The 15,714-nt window shown below is 71.7% G+C and carries 16 protein-coding genes; 7 read left to right on the top strand and 9 right to left on the bottom strand.

Translation table 11 applies throughout. The annotated features are described in order from the left end of the window. The first annotated feature begins 93 nt into the window (after window positions 1–93). A complete protein-coding gene (locus ACTWO6_RS05000) occupies window positions 94–939 on the top strand; it encodes an endonuclease domain-containing protein (RefSeq protein ID WP_446218466.1) in 846 nt (281 codons plus the stop codon). 127 nt (window positions 940–1,066) lie between these two features. Here ACTWO6_RS05000 and ACTWO6_RS05005 read toward each other — a convergent pair whose 3' ends face one another. Genes ACTWO6_RS05005 through ACTWO6_RS05015 form a run of 3 tightly spaced genes read right to left on the bottom strand, consistent with a single transcriptional unit; the run spans window position 1,067 to window position 4,290 of the window. Beyond that, entirely contained in the window at window positions 1,067–1,462 is a 396-nt protein-coding gene (locus tag ACTWO6_RS05005) for a DUF779 domain-containing protein (protein ID WP_446218467.1), read from the bottom strand. Then, complete coding sequence (adh, locus tag ACTWO6_RS05010) at window positions 1,462–2,967, bottom strand: aldehyde dehydrogenase (RefSeq protein ID WP_446218468.1); 1,506 nt, start codon at window positions 2,965–2,967, stop codon at window positions 1,462–1,464. Before adh ends, ACTWO6_RS05005 begins: the two co-directional genes overlap by 1 nt. Window positions 2,968–3,006: 39 nt before the next feature. Continuing rightward, complete coding sequence (locus tag ACTWO6_RS05015) at window positions 3,007–4,290, bottom strand: GAF domain-containing protein (RefSeq protein ID WP_446218469.1); 1,284 nt, start codon at window positions 4,288–4,290, stop codon at window positions 3,007–3,009. A 137-nt stretch (window positions 4,291–4,427) separates the two neighbouring features. Between ACTWO6_RS05015 and ACTWO6_RS05020 the strand changes: the two genes are divergently transcribed. The 3 genes from ACTWO6_RS05020 (at window position 4,428) to ACTWO6_RS05030 (ending at window position 6,498) form a co-directional block, all read left to right on the top strand. Continuing rightward, a complete protein-coding gene (locus ACTWO6_RS05020) occupies window positions 4,428–4,643 on the top strand; it encodes a hypothetical protein (RefSeq protein WP_446218470.1) in 216 nt (71 codons plus the stop codon). A gap of 123 nt (window positions 4,644–4,766) precedes the next feature. Continuing rightward, window positions 4,767–5,627, top strand: coding sequence for an SCO6745 family protein (locus ACTWO6_RS05025; RefSeq protein WP_446218471.1), 861 nt, complete (start codon window positions 4,767–4,769; stop codon window positions 5,625–5,627). A gap of 148 nt (window positions 5,628–5,775) precedes the next feature. Then, on the top strand, window positions 5,776–6,498 hold the full coding sequence (locus tag ACTWO6_RS05030) for a hypothetical protein (protein WP_446218472.1): 723 nt from the start codon (window positions 5,776–5,778) through the stop codon (window positions 6,496–6,498). Between the two features lie 143 nt (window positions 6,499–6,641). Here ACTWO6_RS05030 and ACTWO6_RS05035 read toward each other — a convergent pair whose 3' ends face one another. The 5 genes from ACTWO6_RS05035 to ACTWO6_RS05055 form a co-directional block, all read right to left on the bottom strand. Further along, the gene (locus tag ACTWO6_RS05035; RefSeq protein WP_446218473.1) at window positions 6,642–7,631 is read right to left on the bottom strand and encodes a transporter; all 990 of its coding nucleotides are present in this window, start codon (window positions 7,629–7,631) and stop codon (window positions 6,642–6,644) included. Further along, on the bottom strand, window positions 7,628–8,518 hold the full coding sequence (locus ACTWO6_RS05040; RefSeq protein WP_446218474.1) for an ABC transporter ATP-binding protein: 891 nt from the start codon (window positions 8,516–8,518) through the stop codon (window positions 7,628–7,630). The genes ACTWO6_RS05035 and ACTWO6_RS05040 overlap by 4 nt, the downstream gene beginning before the upstream one ends. A gap of 20 nt (window positions 8,519–8,538) precedes the next feature. Then, a complete protein-coding gene (locus ACTWO6_RS05045) occupies window positions 8,539–8,946 on the bottom strand; it encodes a GntR family transcriptional regulator (protein WP_446218475.1) in 408 nt (135 codons plus the stop codon). 180 nt (window positions 8,947–9,126) lie between these two features. After that, window positions 9,127–10,398, bottom strand: a complete 1,272-nt coding sequence (gabT, locus tag ACTWO6_RS05050; RefSeq protein ID WP_446218476.1) for a 4-aminobutyrate--2-oxoglutarate transaminase — start codon at window positions 10,396–10,398, stop codon at window positions 9,127–9,129. Window positions 10,399–10,467: 69 nt separating this feature from the next. Next, entirely contained in the window at window positions 10,468–11,904 is a 1,437-nt protein-coding gene (locus ACTWO6_RS05055) for a gamma-aminobutyraldehyde dehydrogenase (protein WP_446218477.1), read from the bottom strand. 142 nt (window positions 11,905–12,046) lie between these two features. Between ACTWO6_RS05055 and ACTWO6_RS05060 the strand changes: the two genes are divergently transcribed. From ACTWO6_RS05060 to ACTWO6_RS05070, 3 genes are all read left to right on the top strand, one after another. After that, on the top strand, window positions 12,047–13,489 hold the full coding sequence (locus ACTWO6_RS05060) for an aldehyde dehydrogenase family protein (RefSeq protein ID WP_446218478.1): 1,443 nt from the start codon (window positions 12,047–12,049) through the stop codon (window positions 13,487–13,489). A gap of 301 nt (window positions 13,490–13,790) precedes the next feature. After that, entirely contained in the window at window positions 13,791–13,937 is a 147-nt protein-coding gene (locus tag ACTWO6_RS05065) for a hypothetical protein (RefSeq protein ID WP_446218479.1), read from the top strand. Between the two features lie 32 nt (window positions 13,938–13,969). Next, complete coding sequence (locus ACTWO6_RS05070) at window positions 13,970–14,242, top strand: helix-turn-helix domain-containing protein (RefSeq protein WP_446218480.1); 273 nt, start codon at window positions 13,970–13,972, stop codon at window positions 14,240–14,242. A gap of 167 nt (window positions 14,243–14,409) precedes the next feature. Here ACTWO6_RS05070 and ACTWO6_RS05075 read toward each other — a convergent pair whose 3' ends face one another. Beyond that, the gene (locus ACTWO6_RS05075) at window positions 14,410–15,642 is read right to left on the bottom strand and encodes an SUKH-3 domain-containing protein (RefSeq protein WP_446218481.1); all 1,233 of its coding nucleotides are present in this window, start codon (window positions 15,640–15,642) and stop codon (window positions 14,410–14,412) included. Window positions 15,643–15,714: the final 72 nt, after the last annotated feature.

Below are 15,714 nucleotides of genomic sequence, written 5' to 3' on the forward strand. Positions count from 1 at the left end.
GAGGTGGGGTGGGTTGTCCACAGGGGAGGGGGCTGTCCACAGGGTGGGTGGGGAGGGGTGGCTGGGCGAAGGTGGGCCGCAGATGGTGCGGGTATGTCGACCGAGCTGTGGCGTACCAGGGTGCTGATGCGGACCCTCACCAAGAAGCGAATCAGGACCCAGGTCAGCAGAGAGGCACTGCTGAGGGTGCGGCGGGGTGTCTATGCCCGTCAGGTGTGCGACGACGAGAACGAACTGCGCGCCCTCATGCTGTGTCTTCCCGAGGAGGCCATGCTGACCATGCAGAGCGCCGCCCGCCGTCACGGTTTCGGCGTGCTGCCCGAGGGGGCAGTGCACGTGCAGGTGCCGCCCGAGGTGTCCAGGCCGCGGCTGCCCGGCTTGGTCGTCCACCACTCGGTTCTTCCGGTACGTCCGGTGATGATCCGCGGGCTGCCGTGCGTCCCAGCCGCGCAGTGCGCGGTTGACCTGGCTCGCACCGTCCGCCGCTGGGATGCGATGCCCGTGCTCGACGCCGCTCTCCGAACGAGGGCGGTCGCCCGGGACGATCTCTTTCACGAATTGACGATGCATCGGGGGCTGCGCGGCGTTCGTCAGGCGCGAGACCTGGTGGCACTGGCGGACGGACGCGCAGAGTGTCGGCAGGAGAGTCAGCTCCGGCTGGTCCTCATCGACGGAGGCCTGCCTGCACCCGAACCGCAGGTCTGGGTGCAGGACGAGTGCGGTGTTCCGCGTTTCCGCATCGACCTCGGGTATCGCGAACGCCGCGTCGGCATCGAGTACGACGGACTCTCCCACCTGGACCGGGAGCGGCTGCGGCACGACCGCGACAGAGTCAACTGGCTGGACGCCAGCGGGTGGCGAATGCGCTACTTCACCGACCGTGACCTCTACCGCCGCCCCGCCCAAATCATCGCCACCGTCCGCGCCGCCCTCACCTGACCCCCCTCCTCCCTCCCCCCTCCCTCCCCAGTCCGCCCTCGCGATCTTGCACTTACTGCCCCGACAACAAGGGCAAGAAGGATATTTCGCGGACCCTAAGTGCAAGATCGCGCGGGGGGAGGCGGGGTCAGGCGAGGTGGGAGCGGATCAGGAAACGGACTCCCTCGGGGGCCTCCAGGGAGAAGCCGCTGCCTCGGCCGGGGACGACGTCGACGGTGAGCCTCGTGTGCTTCCAGAGGTCCCACTGGGACTTCGACATCCAGAACTCGACGGGCTCGGGGACGCCGTCCACGGCGAGCGCCGCCAGGAGGACGTCGGAGCCGCCGGTGCGGAACTCGCCGGCCGGGTAGCACATCGGGGCGCTGCCGTCGCAGCAGCCGCCGGACTGGTGGAACATCAGCGGCCCGTGCCGCCCGCGCAGCGACCGGATCAGGTCTGCCGCGGCGGGCGTGACCGTCACGGGCGGCGGCGCCGCGGCGCCCGGCGAACCGGGCGCCGCGGCACCGTCGGAGACGGCACCCATCAGAAGAAGCCGAGCTTCTTGGTGGAGTAGCTGACCAGCAGGTTCTTGGTCTGCTGGTAGTGCTCCAGCATCATCTTGTGGTTCTCCCGGCCGATGCCGGACTGCTTGTACCCGCCGAACGCGGCGTGCGCCGGGTACGCGTGGTAGCAGTTCGTCCAGACCCGCCCGGCCTGGATCGACCGTCCGGCCCGGTACGCGGTGTTCATGTCCCGGGTCCAGACGCCCGCGCCGAGGCCGTACAGCGTGTCGTTGGCGATTTTCACGGCGTCGTCGAGGTCGGCGAAGGAGGTCACCGAGACGACCGGGCCGAAGATCTCCTCCTGGAAGATCCGCATCGAGTTGTCGCCCTCGAAGACGGTCGGCTGCACGTAGTACCCGCCGGAGAGCTCCCCGCCCAGGTCGGCCCGCTCACCACCGGTCAGCACGCGGGCGCCCTCCTGCCGCCCGATGTCCAGGTAGGAGAGGATCTTCTCCAGCTGGTCGTTGGAGGCCTGCGCGCCGATCATCGTGTCGGTGTCCAGCGGGTGGCCCTGCTTGATCGCGCCGGTGCGGGAGACCGCCGCGGCCAGGAAGTCCGAGTAGTGCCCCTGCTGGATGAGGGCCCGGGACGGGCAGGTGCAGACCTCACCCTGGTTGAGGGCGAACATGGTGAAGCCCTCGAGGGCCTTGTCGAGGAAGTCGTCGGAGCGGGCGCTGACGTCGTCGAAGAAGATGTTCGGGCTCTTGCCGCCCAGCTCCAGCGTGACGGGTTTGATGTTCTCGCTGGCGTACTGCATGATCAGCCGCCCGGTGGTGGTCTCGCCGGTGAACGCCACCTTCGCCACCCGGGGCGAGGACGCGAGCGGCTTGCCCGCCTCGACGCCGAAGCCGTTGACCACGTTGACCACGCCCGGCGGAAGCAGGTCGGCGATCAGCGACAGCAGGTAGTGGATGGAGGCCGGGGTCTGCTCGGCCGGCTTGAGCACCACCGCGTTGCCGGCGGCGAGCGCCGGGGCGAGCTTCCAGGTCGCCATCAGGATCGGGAAGTTCCACGGGATGATCTGCCCGACGACGCCGAGCGGCTCGTGGAAGTGGTACGCCACGGTGTCGTCGTCGATCTCGCCGAGCGAGCCCTCCTGGGCCCGGATCGCCCCCGCGAAGTAGCGGAAGTGGTCGATCGCCAGGGGGATGTCGGCGGCCAGGGTCTCGCGTACCGGCTTGCCGTTCTCCCAGGTCTCTGCGACGGCGAGGGATTCCAGATTGTCCTGCATCCGGTCGGCGATCTTGTTGAGGATGAGCGCCCGCTCGGCGACCGAGGTGCGTCCCCAGGCGTCGGCGGCGCCGTGCGCGGCGTCGAGGGCCTTCTCGACGTCCTCGGCGGTGCCGCGGGCCACCTCGCAGAAGGTCTGGCCGGTGACCGGGGTCGGGTTCTCGAAGTACTGGCCGCCGTGCGGCTTGACGTACTCGCCGCCGATGAAGTGGTCGTAGCGGGACTGCCAGTGGGTGGGGGCGTCGTAGCGCGCCATGGGTACCTCCGCCGTCCGTCTCGGGTGACGGCGGGGACGTTAGTTTCGGGGACGTTGCAGCAACGTTGCGCGCGGCAGGTCGTACTCCAGGGAGAGCTGGTTGGCGCGTGCCACCGCGAGGGGCCGGCGGGGCGCGCCCGGCGGCAACGCCCGCGCCAGGGCCTGCCAGGCGGTGAGGTCGTCGGTCCCGGCGGGCGTCGCGGTCCAGGCCGCGAGCAGCGCCGGGTCCGCGGTCGCCAGCACGGCCGCGCGGAGCTGCCCGTCGATGAGCCGGCGCAGTCGCGTCACTCCCGGCGCGTCCGACCCGGGCAGCAACGGCCCGCCGTACGCCTGGAGCGCTCCCGCCGGGTCGCCCCGGTCGAGCAGCTCGGTGACGGTACGGAAGTCGGCGCGCACGGTCCCGCGCAGCCGGTACGGCCGGGAGTCGAGCAGCTCCGGGCCGAGCGCCCGGCGCAGCCGGGACAGTTCGGCGCGCAGGGTGACCGGGTGCAGCCGGTCGTCGCCGTACAGGTCGAGGCCGAGCTGTTCGCCGGTGCGCCCCTCCGGGTGGTCGAGGAGCAGCACCAGCAGTTCGCTGTGCCGGCGGCCGAGCCGGATCCGGCGACCGCCGACGCGCAGCTCCGCCTCGTCCCGGCCGAGCGCGCTGACGGTGACCACGTCCGGGTCGAGGGGTTGGGCGAGAGCCGCCTCGGCGGCCCGGGCGGTGGCCCGGACCAGGGCGAGGCTCTGCGGGTTGGCCAGGTGGTCGCCGCCGGTGATGTCGACGGCGCCGAGCAGCCGCCCGGTGGCCGGGTCGTGGATGGGGGCGGCGGCGCAGGTCCAGCGCTGCACGGGCCGGACGAAGTGCTCGGTGGCGAAGATCTGCACGCTGTGGTCGACGGCGAGGGCGGTGCCGGGGGCGTTGGTGCCGGCGTGCGCCTCGTCCCAGCGGGCGCCGGGGACGAAGTTCATCCGCTCGGCGTGCCGGAGCACCCCCGGATGTCCCTCCACCCAGAGCAGTCGCCCGTACGCGTCGCAGACCGCCATCAGGTGGGCGCCGTCCTGGGCGATGCCGCCGAGCAGGTCCCGGAAGAGCGGCAGCACCCGGGCGAGGGGGTGGGCGGCGCGGTAGCTCTCCAGCGCGTCGTCGGCGAGGTCGACCGGGGCGGTGGCCTCCGGGTCGAGGAGCGCCTGCGCCGAGCGGCGCCACGAGTGCCGGACGACCTCCCGCACCAGTTGCGGTTCGGTGCCGCCGGTGAGGAAGGCTTCATGGGCGGCGCCGACCTGCGCGATCCGCTCAGCCGGATCGGCGCCGAATTCCAGGGCGAGCCACGGGTCAGCCATTGGCGACCTCCTCGCGCCCATGGTGACCCACCTCACCCCTGATCGCCAATACCGGTTGCCCGATCGATCGACACCCCTTCATGCTGTGTCCCGCCCCGCGGGCGCGGTGGCGTGGTGGCACGGGAAGGGCGGTCGTGATGGTCGGGACGCGGGAACGGATGATGGTGCAGCTCCAGCTGGTCAGCGACGACCGCCACCTGGTGGCCTGGGTGCGCGACGACCGCCGGGTACGGGTCGGCGCCGAGGTCTCGCTGCGCGACCACGCCGAGCCGGACCGCTTCTGGCGGGTGGTGGCCAAGGGGGAGCCGCGACCCGCCGGTGAGATCAACCGCGGCTGGCACAACGACATCTGACTTCTCCAGGTGGGCCCGGTCCGTGCCGGGCCCACGCCTTTCCCCGAAACTTTACATTGACAAGTTCCCACCCCTCCGGGCAAACTTGACGCTGACAAGATTGCCGACCCGGGGGAGGGTGACATGGACGCGACGATGGTCCGCAGGATGTGGCAGCTGATCGAGCCGGTGCACGCGCTGGTCTACTACGCGCCGGAGCTCACCGAGGAGGCCGCGAACCTCGGCCTGGCCACCGACGAGCGCTGGCCGGGCTACTTCGCCCTGCGCTCCGCCCCGCTGGGCGCGGCGGGGCCCGAACTGGTCACGGCCACCTACTACAGCTTCAGCCCCCGCATGGCCGCCGAGTACGTCCCGGCGATCTGGTCCGTCGCCGACCCGGCGAAGGTGCTCGACGCCCGACTGTCCGGCGTGGACCGGGCGCTGCGTGCCCTGCTCGGCGACCGGGTCGACTCGCCGGAGCTGGCCGAGGCCGCCGCGCTGGCCCGCCGCGCCGTCGAGGCCGCCGACCTGGCCGGGCGTCCGCTGGCCGCCGCCAACGCCGACCTGCCCTGGCCGGACGCCCCGCACCTGGCGCTCTGGCAGGCCGCCACCATTCTCCGCGAGCACCGCGGCGACGGGCACGTGGCGGCGCTGCTCACCGCCGGCCTCGACCCGACCGAGGCGCTGGTCTCCTTCGCCGCCGTGGGCGCCGCACCGGTCGAGGTCTTCGCCAGCCGGCGCTGGACCGACGAGGAGTGGGCCGCCGCCCGGGACCGGCTCGCCGGCCGGGGCCTGGTGGACGCCGCGGGCGTGGCCACCGACGCCGGGCGCCGGCTCCGCGACGAGGTGGAGCGGCGTACGGACGAGCTGGCCGCGGCACCCTGGCGGGCGCTCGGCCCGGCGGTCGGCCGGCTCGCCCAGCTCGTCGCCCCGGTCACCCAGGCGGTGGTCGCCTCCGGGATGCTGCCGAGGCAGAGCACCCTGGGTATCGGGCGGGCCCAGTGACGGGCTGGTGACGACGCGTACCGCTGGATGTCGCTCTCAGTCGCCGATCGCCCCTTCGGAAAGCCTTCCTGCCAGAACCGCTGAACCGGTCAGCGCTCCCACGCCGTACCAGGCGGCGTACGGAGATCACCGGACGACGGGAGACACGGTGAAGGTGCAGCGGAAGCATGTTCTGGCGGCGGGGGTGGCGGTGGTCGCCTCGGCGGTGGTGGCGGTCGGGACCGGGTTCGGCTTCGCCGACACCACGCCCGCCCGGGCGAGCGCCTGCCAGGGGTCGGTGACGTTCTCGGCCGAGGGTGGGGCGCCGGCGGCGACCAGCGACCGGTTCCCGGTGGGGACCCGGTTGCGGGTCACCAACCTGGACAACGGCAAGGCGGCGACGGTGTCGGTGACCGGCCCGTCGGGCAGCTGCGTGCTGCTCAACGTGGCGGCGATGGACCTGGTCCGGGAGCCGGGCAGGAACGTCATCCGGCGCAACCTGGTGGAGCGCCTGGACGGTGGTGGCGGGGCCCCGTCCGGCGGGCCGGCGCGGCCGGGCGGCGGCGCGCAGGCCGGCGGCCAGACCCGGCCGGGCAATGCACAGCCCGGTGCCGCCGGGCCCGGCGGCGGGGTGGGCGCACCGGCCGGGCAGAGCGTCTGCACCGGGGCGATCACGTTCTCCGCGGAGGGCGGCGCGCCCGCCGCGACCAGCGGACAGTTCCCGGTCGGCACCCGGCTGCGGGTGACCAACCTGGACAACGGCAAGGTGGTGACCGTGTCGGTGACCGGCCCGTCGGGTAGTTGCGTGCTGCTCAACGCCGCCGCGATGGAGCTGATCCGCGGGCCGGGCAAGAACCTGGTCCGTCGTAACGTGGTGGAGCTGCTCCGCTGACCGCGCCGCCGCGCGGTTGCCGTTCGGTGCCGAGGCGCCCGCCATCGTGACGGCGCGTCGGCCCGGGCGGTCGGTGGAACACCATGGGTGTCTCCGGGGCGCCGGGGCACCCATGGTGTTCCACCGAGGAGCGCTGGCGGTCGTCAGGCGATGCGGCGGATGCGGCGGACAGCGAGGTAGAGCAGGAGCGCCGCGAGGGCGACGAAGATGCCGGCCTCGATGCCCTGGAACAGCCAGAACCGGCCCGCTGGCTGGTACAGCTGCCAGTTGTAGGCACCCGGCCCGAGGCCCAGCTCGGCACCGCAGGCCCGGCCGTCCGGTCCCTTCCCACCCGGCGGGCACATGATCCGGGTGTCTGCCGCCACCATCGTCCCGTCGGCGTTGCGGATGCCCATGGAGAGGATCCAGTCGCCGCGCTCCGTCAACGGCTCCGCGGTCCCCTCGATCGGGACGGTGAGGGTCCGGGCGGGCTGGTAGTGCGGTCGGGCCAGGATCTCCACCGCCGCCCGTACGCCGATGAACCCGGCCAGGGTGATGCCCATGGCGGGGAGCATCCGCTTCCACACCGTGCCGGCGAAGATGCCGAGCGCCACGGCGAAGAGGGTGTACCCGATCGGGACGACGCCCTGCAGGTCGAAGACGATCAGGCCGAGCCGGCCCTCCCGGGCGGCCTGGGTGAGCGGGTCGACCCACCACGACATGCCCAGCCCGTAGCCGACCGCGAGGGCCACCACGGCGGCACCGACCAGCCCGAACTTCACCAGCGCCCAGCGGGTCCGGCCGACGCCCTGGGTCCAGACGAAGCGGTGGGTGCCGTGCTCCACCTCCCGGGCGACCAGCGGGGCGCCCCAGAACAGGCCGACCAGCACCGGCAGGGTGAGCAGCAGTACGGCCACCAGGTTGAGGCTGCCGTACTGGTTGGTGAAGCGGTGGAAGCCCGCGTCGCAGCCGTCCCGGGTCGCCGCCGCCACGTTCGGGTCGTTCAGTTGGCGTACGCACTCCGCCAGCCCGAGGTCGGCGAAGGTGTGCCGCATCGACAGGCCGATCGGCACCATCAGGGCGGCGAGCGCCGCGAACCCCAGCAGAGTGAAGAACGCCTGCTTGCGGTGTTGCCGCCAGGTCAGCCAGATCATGCCGGCACCCCCCACTCGCTGTGACTGGTCTGCGTTGCGCCGTCGGCCAGGTAGGCCAGGACGACGTCCTCCAGGCCGACGTCGCGCACCGTCCAGGCGGGATCGGTGACCGGGCCGTCGGTGCGGACCAGCAGCGTGGACTGCCGGTCGGTGTGGCTGGCCCGGACCACCTCGGCGACGCCGCCGATCGGGCCGCCGTCGTGCCGCGGGCCGACCAGCTGCCGGTGCGAGGCGACCAGGTCGTCGACCGCGCCGGCGAGCTGCACCTGGGCGGCGTTGAGCACGATCAGGTAGTCGCAGACCCGTTCCAGGTCGGCCAGGAGGTGCGAGGAGAGCAGGACGGTGGTGCCGGCGTCCGCGACGCTGCCCATCAGTGACTGGAGGAACTCCCTGCGGGCCAGCGGGTCGAGGCTGGCGACCGGTTCGTCGAGCAGCAGCAGCCGGGGCCTTTTGGCCAGCGCCAGGGCGAGTGCCACCTGGGCTCGTTGCCCGCCGGAGAGTTTGCCGACCGGCCGGTCCGGCGGTATGCCGAGCTGAGCCAGCCGGGTACGGGCCAGCCCCGCGTCCCACCGCCGGTTGAGCTTGCCGCCGGCGGTGACCAGCTCGGCGGCGGTGAAGTCCCGGTACAGCGGGGTGTCCTGGGCGACGAACCCGATGTCGGCCAGGCCCTCCGTGTCACGATACGGCGACCTGCCGAACACCCGCACCGCGCCCGCGTCGGGCTTGAGCAGGCCGACGGCCAGGTGCAGCAGCGTGCTCTTGCCCGCACCGTTCGGCCCGACCAGCGCGGCGATCCGACCGGCCGGCAGTTGCAGCGAACAGTCCCGCAACGCCCAGGCGCTGCCGTACCGCTTGCCCAGCCGGTCGGCCTCCAAGACCATGTCCATCCTCTGTCCTCTCGTTCCGCTCACGCGGGCTCCTTCTGCGGGGCGTCGTCGTCGAGGGTGGCTCGTAGCGTGGTCTCCACCAGGGCGACGACGTCCTCGGCCGTGAGGCCGGCGGCCTGCGCCCGGTGCAGCCACGCGACCAGGTCTTCGCGCAGCTCGGCCTGGTTCGGCAGGGACGCGCCGGCCAGGGTGCGCCGGACGAACGTGCCCACCCCCGGTCGGCCACCGACCAGACCCTCGATCTCCAGCTCCCGGTACGCCTTCAGCACCGTGTTCGGGTTGATCGCCAGCGACTGTGCGACGTCCCGGACCTTCGGCAGTTGGTCGCCCGGCGACAGCAGGCCGACCCGCAGGGCCTGTTTGACCTGCTGGATCAGCTGCACATAGGTGTTCACCTTGGACCGGCCGTCCAGCACGAACTCGATCACCCGTGGCAACCCTTCTATTGTCCTACGACAGTAAGACTATAAGACAGGGTGGCGGGACGGGAGCCGCGCTGTCAACGGCTTCGGGCGCATCAGAACGAGGCGGATCGCTCTTGAGCGGACAACGCACTGAACCCGCCCCTCAAGTGAGGGACGGGTTCAGGCGGCGGGCCGTGATGGGCGTCAGTCGAAGGCAGCGTCCAGGATGTCCAGTCCCCGGGCCAGCTCGTCGTCGGAGATGACCAGCGGGGGCAGGAAGCGGAGCACGTTGCCGTACGTGCCGCAGGTGAGGGTGAGCAGGCCGGCGGCGTGGCAGGCCGCCGAGACCGCCGCCGTGGCGGCCGGGTCGGGGGTCAGGGTGCCGGGCTGCACCAACTCCACGGCGAGCATCGCGCCCCGGCCGCGCACCTCGGCGACCCGTGGGTCGCGCTCGGCGATGGCGCGCAGCCGGTCGCCCATCACCGACTCGATCCGCCGGGCCGCAGCGGCCAGGTCCAGCTCGTGCATGGTCTCGATGGCGGCGAGCGCGGCGGCGCAGGCGATCGGGTTGCCGCCGTAGGTGCCGCCGAGGCCGCCGACGTGCACCGCGTCCATCAGCTCCGCCCGCCCGGTCACCGCGGCGAGGGGCAGGCCGCCGGCGATGCCCTTGGCCAGGGTGATCAGGTCCGGCTCGACGCCCTCGTGCTGGCAGGCGAACCACTCGCCGGTCCGGCAGAACCCGGTCTGGATCTCGTCGGCGATGAAGACCACCCCGGCCGCCGTCGCCCACTCGCGCAGCGCCGGCAGGAACCCCTCCGCCGGTACGACGAAACCGCCCTCGCCCTGGATCGGCTCGATCAGCAGCGCGGCGACGTTCTCCGCGCCGACCTGCTTCTCCACCATCTCGATCGCCCGCGCGGCCGCCGTGGCGCCGTCCAGGCCCCCGTCGCGCAGCGGGTACGACATCGGCACCCGGTAGATCTCCCCGGCGAACGGCCCGAACCGGTGCTTGTACGGCATGTTCTTCGCGGTCAGCGCCATGGTCAGGTTGGTCCGGCCGTGGTACGCGTGGTCGAAGACCACCACCGCCGGCCGCCCGGTGGCGTGCCGGGCGATCTTGACGGCGTTCTCCACCGCCTCGGCGCCGGAGTTGAACAGCGCCGAGCGCTTCTCGAAGCTCCCCGGGGTCAGCGCGTTGAGCTGCTCACAGACCGCCACGTACGACTCGTACGGCGCGACCATGAAGCAGGTGTGGGTGAAGCGCTCGACCTGGGCCCGGACCGCCTCGACCACCTTCGGGGCGGCGTTGCCAACGTTGGTGACCGCGATGCCGGCGGCGAAGTCGATCCACTCCCGGCCGTCGACGTCGGTGATGGTGCCGCCGCCCGCCCGGTCCACGTACGACGAGATTGTGCTGCCGACGCCGCGCGCGACCGCAGCCCCGCGCCGCTTGTGCAGCTCGTCAGAAGAAGTCAAGGCTCAGCCCTCTTTCGTTCGCGACTGCGGGGCTCGCAACCCCGGCTCGCTCCTCGCGCTCACAGGTGGTCAGCCCTCGATGTTGTGCATGACGTGCTTGATCCGGGTGTAGTCCTCCAGGCTGTAGACCGAGAGGTCCTTGCCGTGCCCGGAGTGCTTGAAGCCGCCGTGCGGCATCTCCGAGACGAACGGGATGTGGGTGTTCACCCAGACGCAGCCGAAGTCGAGCCGGCGGGTCATCCGCATCGCCCGGCCGTGGTCCTTCGTCCAGACCGAGGCGGACAGCCCGTAGTCGACGCCGTTGGCCCAGCGCACCGCCTCGTCCTCGTCGGAGAAGCGCTGCACGGTGATGACCGGGCCGAACACCTCGTCCCGGATGATCTCGTCGGCCTGCCGCACGCCCGAGACCACCGTCGGAGCGTAGAAGTAGCCGCGCTCGCCGACCTGCGAACCGCCAGTGTCGACCTTCGCGTGGTCCGGCAGCCGGTCCACGAAGCCGCGCACCCGGGCGAGCTGGTTGGCGTTGTTCAGCGGGCCGTAGAGCACGTCCTCGTCGTCCGGCGCGCCGGTCTTCGTGTTGCGGGCCTGCTCGGCGAGGGCGGCGACGAAGTCGTCGTAGATCCCGGGGCCGGCGAGCACCCGGGTGGCGGCGGTGCAGTCCTGGCCGGCGTTGAAGTAGCCGCCGACCGCGATCGCCTCGGCCGCCGCCGCGATGTCCGCGTCGTCGAAGATCACCACCGGGGCCTTGCCGCCCAGCTCCAGGTGGGTCCGCTTGAGGTCCGGCGCGGCGGCGGAGGCGACCTCCATGCCGGCGCGGGTCGAGCCGGTGATCGACACCAGCTGCGGGGTCGGGTGCGCCACGAGGGCACGACCGGTGTCCCGGTTACCGCAGACGACGTTGAAGACGCCCGGCGGGAAGAACTCCGACGCGATCTCGGCCAGCAGCAGCGTCGACACCGGCGTGGTGTCCGACGGCTTGAGCACCACCGTGTTGCCGGCCGCCAGGGCCGGGGCGATCTTCCAGACCGCCATCATCAGCGGGTAGTTCCAGGGCGTGACCTGGGCGCAGACGCCGATCGGCTCGCGCCGGACGTAGGAGGTGTGACCGGCCATGTACTCGCCGGCCGAACGGCCTTCGAGCAGGCGGGCGGCGCCGGCGAAGAAGCGGAACTGGTCCACCGCCGGGGGCAGCTCCTCGTCGGCGGTGAGCTGGCGGGGCTTGCCGGTGTTGCGCACCTCGGCGTCGACCAGCTCGGCGGCCCGGGCCTCCACCGCGTCGGCGAGCTTGAGCATGGCCTTCTGCCGCTCGCCGGGGGTGGTGTCCCGCCAGCTCTCGAAGGCGGTGGCGGCGGCCTTCATGGCCGCGTCGACGTCCGCCGCACCGGAGACCGGCGCCTGGGCGAAGACCTCGCCGGTACAGGGGTCGATCAGGTCGGCGTAGCCGCCGTCCACCGCGTCGACGTACTCGCCGTTGACGAAGTTGCGCAGCTGCTGCTGGTCGCTCATCAGAAGTCTCCGAGGGATGGCCGGGGGTGAGATCAGCGGAGGTAATCGCAATCTGTCTGCCATCTTCGCTACTGAATTCGCGGCCCACAAGGCCTTGAGCAACTGTTTCCGCGCGGGCCTGCGTCGTCTACGCTGCCGAGGTGTGGAGCCGAGAGCCTTCTTCGTCGCCGGCCGCCCCGCTCACGGCGAGGGCGAGCTGACCGTCACCCACCCCTACGACGGCCGGACGGTGGGGCGTACCACCCTCGCCACGGCCGACCAGGTCGAAGCCGCCGTCGCGGCGGCGGCCGGGGTGGCGGCGCAGGCCGCGGCCCTGCCCGCGCACGCCCGCGCGGCGGCCCTGGACCACGTCTCCCGGCGGCTCGCCGAGCGGGCCGACGAGGTCGCGGCGCTGATCACCGCCGAGAACGGCAAGCCGGTCAAGTGGGCGAAGGCCGAGGTCGGGCGGGCGGTGTCCACGTTCCGGTGGGCGGCCGAGGAAGCCCGGCGCTTCTCCGGCGAGCTGCAACGCCTCGACACCGACCCGGCGGCCACCGGGCGGATCGCGCTGGTCCGGCGGGTGCCGAAGGGGCCGGTGCTGGGCATCGCACCGTTCAACTTCCCGCTCAACCTGGTGGCGCACAAGGTCGCCCCGGCCATCGCGGTCGGCGCCCCGATCATCGTCAAGCCCGCCCCGGCCACCCCGCTCTCGGCGCTGCTGCTCGGCGAGATCCTGGCCGAGACCGACCTGCCCGAGGGGATGTTCTCGGTGCTGCCGCTGCCCAACGAGCGCGCCGCCGAGCTGGTCGCCGACCCGCGGCTGCCGGTGGTGTCGTTCACCGGCTCCGGGCCGGTCGGCGCGGCCATCCGCCGGCAGGCGCCGGAGAAGCACGTGACCCTGGAGCTGGGCGGGAACGCGGCGGCGGTGATCTGCGAGGACTGGAACTCCGACGAGGACCTGACCTTCGCCGCGCACCGGATCGCGACCTTCTCCAACTACCAGGCCGGCCAGTCCTGCATCGCCGTGCAGCGGGTGTACGTGCACGAATGGCTCTACGACGGCTTCCTGCCCCGACTGATCGCCTCGATCGAGGAACTGCGGACGGGAGACCCGTCGAATCCGCTGACGGACGTCGGGCCGCTGGTGTCACTCGAGGCTGCTGAGCGGGTCGAGGCGTGGGTCGACGAGGCCGTCGCCGCCGGGGCCACCATCGAGGTGGGTGGCCGGCGGGAGGGCGCGACCTATCCGCCGACGGTGCTCTCGGGGGTGCCGGCGGACGCGAAGGTGTGCACCGAGGAGGTGTTCGGGCCGGTGCTGGTGGTCGGGCCGGTCGAGAGCGACCAGGCCGCGTTCGCCGCCGTCAACGACTCCGCGTACGGGTTGCAGGCGGGGGTGTTCACGCACAACCTCCAGACCGCGTTCGCCGCCGCGCGCAGCCTGGAGGTCGGCGGGGTGATCGTGGGGGACGTGCCGTCGTACCGGGCCGACCAGATGCCGTACGGCGGGGTGAAGGGGAGCGGGGTCGGGCGGGAAGGGCTGCGCAGCGCGATGGACGACTACACCGAGCCGCGCGTCATGGTCCTGACGGGGGTGGAGTTGTCGTGATCCTCCTGCCCCCCCCAGCGCAGAGTCGGTTCGAAAGTTCTACAACCCAGGCGTTGTAGAGGCGCTATAGTTCGGGTGTGGGTGAGTGGCAGATCGACCTGACCGACGAGGTCGACGAGTGGCTCGTCCGGCTGAGTAAGGAAGACCCTGAGACCGCCAACCAGGTGGCGGCTGCCATTGACATCCTTGCCCGTGAGGGCCCGATCTTGGAGCGGTCGTTGGTGGACCGCGTCAAGGGTTCGGACTACAAGGACATGAAGGAACTCCGACCGGCTCGTCGGGAAGTACCGAGATACGTATCTTGTTTGCTTTCGATCCGAACCGGGCGGCCATCCTGTTGGTCGCTGGGAACAAGGCTGGCAACTGGAAGGGCTGGTACGAGACCAACATCCTTGTGGCCGACAAGCTGTTCGCCGAACACCTGCGGGAGTTGAAGGGGGAACGCTGATGGCACCCAGTTGGCGGGACACTCGCTCCCGCATGAACCTGGATGAGGACAAGGTCGCCGAGCACACCGAGCGGATGCTCGGAGAGGTACGCGCCGAGCGCCTCAAGGAGGTGCGCGAACGTCATGGCGTGAGCCAGACCGAGCTGGCCGGCCGGATGGAGGTCTCCCAGGCTCGGGTCTCGGCCATCGAGAAGGGTGAGCTGTCGACCACTGAGTTCGGAACGATCGCGCGATACGTGGCTGGCCTCGGTGGCAAGCTGCAGATCGTCGCGGACTTCGGAGACGAGCAGGTCGTCCTCAGCTAGTGCGGTGTCCACTAACGTTCACCGGGTTTGCGGTGGGTGTTGTGGATCCTCGCCGTGGCAGGCGAGCGACTTCCCACCGGTGGGTGGGGCGGGCCTCCGCGGGCCAACTGATCCGATCGTTCCCGGCCCGGCCCGGCCCGGCCCCGGTCGCCTTCGCGGCCGGGGCCTCACCAGGTCCCGTCGTCGCGTACCCAGGCGGGGGCCCGGCCGAGCAGCAGGGTGGTCAGGGCGGCGTCGATGTCCGGGCCGAGGAACCACTCGCCGGCCTGGTCGAGCGCGAAGATCCGGCCGTGCTCGTCGACGGCGATGATGCTGTCACCGCGCTCGGTGCCCAGCGGAAAGAGCCGTACGCCGAGCACGGCCCCGAAGTCGGCCAGCGTATCGGCGGTGTGGCTGGTCTGGCGGGGGCGGATGTTGAATCGCGAGATCCAGACCTGTTCTCCAGGGCCCTTGCGACCGGTGACCAGACCGGGGAACGCCGTGATGGTCGGCATGACAACCGGAAACACCTGGTGGGAGTGCCGCCTGCCGGATACCGCGGTCACCTCCCGGACAGACGCGGCAGCAAGCACCTCGTCACCGAAGTGGGGACGCCAGCCGGCGATGACCAAGGAATTCGTGACCTCCGGCGGAAAGCGTCCCGGGTCCGGGTCGACCCGCGGGTCCGAAAGCCTCACCTGGGTGTAGCCGAGATCCGACCAGGGCAGCACGTTGAACCGCACCAGGAAGTTGATGCACGAGTCGCAGGGCAACTCAGCTCGTCCGCCGGCCGGATCGCCAGGCTCGCGGATTCGGAAGAACTCGATCCCGGCGCGGCCGAGCAGAGTCTCCGCCTCCTCCATGGTCAGCGGGGGAAGACCGTCGAGGGCGCGGTTGTGGTCGTACTCGTGCAGGACGTCGGAGACGACGATCATCTCGGCGTGCCGATCGCCGCCGCGCACCAGTTGCCCGGGCGGCAGCTCGTCGAGGTACGCCCGGACCAGCGGATGGTGGTGCAGCTCGATCTCGCCCTTGGCGCCGAAGGCCCGGTGGATGCGACCGTCGAGGGTGAGGTGGGCGGCGGCACCCGGCGTGGGCAGCCGGGTGATCTCGCGGAGCAGTTGGCTGGTCGGGTCCACCGTTCGGGGAGCGCGGGGCTCGGGCGGTCGACGTTGCCGGTACATCTGCTCGACGGCGGGGAACGGCAGGCGCGGCCAGGTGGACACATCCCCGGTCTGCTTGTCGACGATGGTCGTCGGTAGGTCGCCGGGGAGCGCGCGCGCCTGAACGGCGACCTGCGAGGTGATGAGGTACCCCAGATCGAACTCCTCGACCACCGGCGTGCACGGGAACCCCAGCCGTTCGGAGTCCCGTTGCGCCCATACGGCGGCCAGTTGCTCGGCTTGCTGACGCTCGATCACGGCCTGAAATTACCGGACCCCACGGATTCCGTGGCACCCGGTATGGTCTGCCCTACCGACCGTGACGGAGAG

Source organism: Micromonospora sp. IBHARD004 (assembly GCF_052814115.1).

Bases quoted from the DNA above. Each gene is read 5' to 3' on its own strand.
- ACTWO6_RS05000 (WP_446218466.1), top strand. From the start codon at position 94: ATGTCGACCGAGCTGTGGCGTACCAGGGTGCTGATGCGGACCCTCACC.
- ACTWO6_RS05005 (WP_446218467.1), bottom strand. From the start codon at position 1,462: ATGGGTGCCGTCTCCGACGGTGCCGCGGCGCCCGGTTCGCCGGGCGCC.
- adh (WP_446218468.1), bottom strand. From the start codon at position 2,967: ATGGCGCGCTACGACGCCCCCACCCACTGGCAGTCCCGCTACGACCAC.
- ACTWO6_RS05015 (WP_446218469.1), bottom strand. From the start codon at position 4,290: ATGGCTGACCCGTGGCTCGCCCTGGAATTCGGCGCCGATCCGGCTGAG.
- ACTWO6_RS05020 (WP_446218470.1), top strand. From the start codon at position 4,428: ATGGTCGGGACGCGGGAACGGATGATGGTGCAGCTCCAGCTGGTCAGC.
- ACTWO6_RS05025 (WP_446218471.1), top strand. From the start codon at position 4,767: ATGGACGCGACGATGGTCCGCAGGATGTGGCAGCTGATCGAGCCGGTG.
- ACTWO6_RS05035 (WP_446218473.1), bottom strand. From the start codon at position 7,631: ATGATCTGGCTGACCTGGCGGCAACACCGCAAGCAGGCGTTCTTCACT.
- ACTWO6_RS05040 (WP_446218474.1), bottom strand. From the start codon at position 8,518: ATGGACATGGTCTTGGAGGCCGACCGGCTGGGCAAGCGGTACGGCAGC.
- ACTWO6_RS05055 (WP_446218477.1), bottom strand. From the start codon at position 11,904: ATGAGCGACCAGCAGCAGCTGCGCAACTTCGTCAACGGCGAGTACGTC.
- ACTWO6_RS05070 (WP_446218480.1), top strand. From the start codon at position 13,970: ATGAACCTGGATGAGGACAAGGTCGCCGAGCACACCGAGCGGATGCTC.